1 protein-coding gene and 1 pseudogene are annotated in these 1,716 nt (G+C 40.4%); both read left to right on the forward strand.

Features of this window, described 5'->3' with window-relative positions; genetic code table 11:
- Window positions 1–195, forward strand: a pseudogene (locus tag HGJ98_RS20640) (hypothetical protein); the annotation flags it as partial.
- 145 nt (window positions 196–340) lie between these two features.
- A complete protein-coding gene (locus tag HGJ98_RS20645; RefSeq protein WP_291353595.1) occupies window positions 341–1,573 on the forward strand; it encodes an IS110 family transposase in 1,233 nt (410 codons plus the stop codon).
- Window positions 1,574–1,716 lie beyond the last annotated feature (143 nt).

Below are 1,716 nucleotides of genomic sequence, written 5' to 3' on the forward strand. Positions count from 1 at the left end.
CCTTATGATGACAGGGCAGCAGAGTGGCATGCAAGAGAACGCGCCAGATTATCGTCAAAAGGGTTAACTCCGTCATTTGTTGATGGACAGATTGCGGCAATATCCGTGGTGAATGGTCTAATTCTGGTAACACGGAACATTAACGATTTTAAACAATTTTTAAGACTGAAGATTGAAAACTGGCATAATGCATAAAAAGGGCAGATGCGTTATATATTAAAAGAAGAAGAGGTTATACTGCCACATGTAGAATAAAAACAATTTATTATCGCCTTGTAATAAAATAACCTCCTGTTATCATGGGTTTATTCTAAAAACAACCAAAAAGACAGGAGGTTATATGAACAATCAAGCATGTATCAAGCATGAGCGGTTTTGTCAATTTAGGAGAGAGATTCGAGGATCCAAGGAGCATCTGATTGTTGGGATTGATATTGCCAAAGATAAGCATTACGCTTTCTTCGGGACATCTACAGGAAAGACTCTTTTTAAGAGATTGATATTTGATAACAACTTGGAGGGTTATAAAAAGTTGCTTGCACGAGTTGATGCCATTAAGGTTCAACATTGCTTATCTAAAGTTGTATTTGGCTTAGAGCCCACAGGAAATTACCATAAACCTCTTGGAGCCTATTTAGACAGATGTGATTTTACGGTTGTGATAGTATCAGGAGTAGCTGTCAAAAGGAACCGGGAGCTTTTGGACGGCAGATGGGATAAGCATGACACAAAGTGTGCAGCAAATATAGCTGATCTGATTTCCCAGGGAAAGTGTCTTTTTTATGATTCTCCCTCAAAAGAGATAACCGATTTGCGCAATCTCTTATCATTACGGAAGCGGTTAAAGAAAGAAGAACATAGTTTGCGGATGCGTATACGGAACAATCTTTTAGCAAAGTACTTTCCCGAACTTGATAAATTCTATGGCCAGTGTGAATCTGAGAATCTGGCCATTGTCAGATGGTGTTTGGATCCAAGAATTATTGCAGATATGGAATTTGATCAATTTTTTAAGATGGTAACCAGGCGAGAAAGGGGTATAGCACAAAAAAAGAGATTGCGTGCTATATGGGATTCAGCGCCGGATTCAGTTGGTTGTATACCGGGAGAATCATCTGAATTTGAAGCCGGGATATTGGTTGAAAAGTTGAGACAGGTTCGTCAGGTTATAGAAAAGACAGAGGATTTGATAAAAAATGTCGGAAAGCAATTCCCTGCATATAGTCTGTTATTAACGATCCCCGGAGTCGGTCCATATATTGCTTCTGTGATTTTGGGGGCCATAGGCAATCCTTCTAGATTTAAGAACAGGAAACAGGTTTTAAAACTGGCAGGATACGACCTTAGCGCCAACCGGAGCGGCAAGACAAGTAAAGACGCCGTTCCTGTAATATCCAAGAAAGGCAATAGCGTTCTTCGATATGCTCTGTATCAAGCGGCGTTAGTTGCGAGACCTTTGCAAAACGCCCCCTTTTGCCCGATTACTGCGTCAGGCAAAAATTTCAATCCTCGAAATACTCAATGTATTCCTGTGGTTGAAATTTTCGTCTTCCTTGTACTCGAACAAAATTGAACATTTTTCAAAGGTCTCGTTGCATCTGTCAACAATATGCACTTTCTTACTTACTACACCAATATCCTTCGTGGTCGTGAACGCGAGAAGGGGATCAAGACCAAAATGAGAGTGAGACTGGCAGCCAAGATGTTGGTAATAGC

It is taken from the genome of Desulfosporosinus sp. (assembly GCF_014237355.1).
Taxonomy (GTDB): Bacteria; Bacillota; Desulfitobacteriia; order Desulfitobacteriales; family Desulfitobacteriaceae; genus Desulfosporosinus.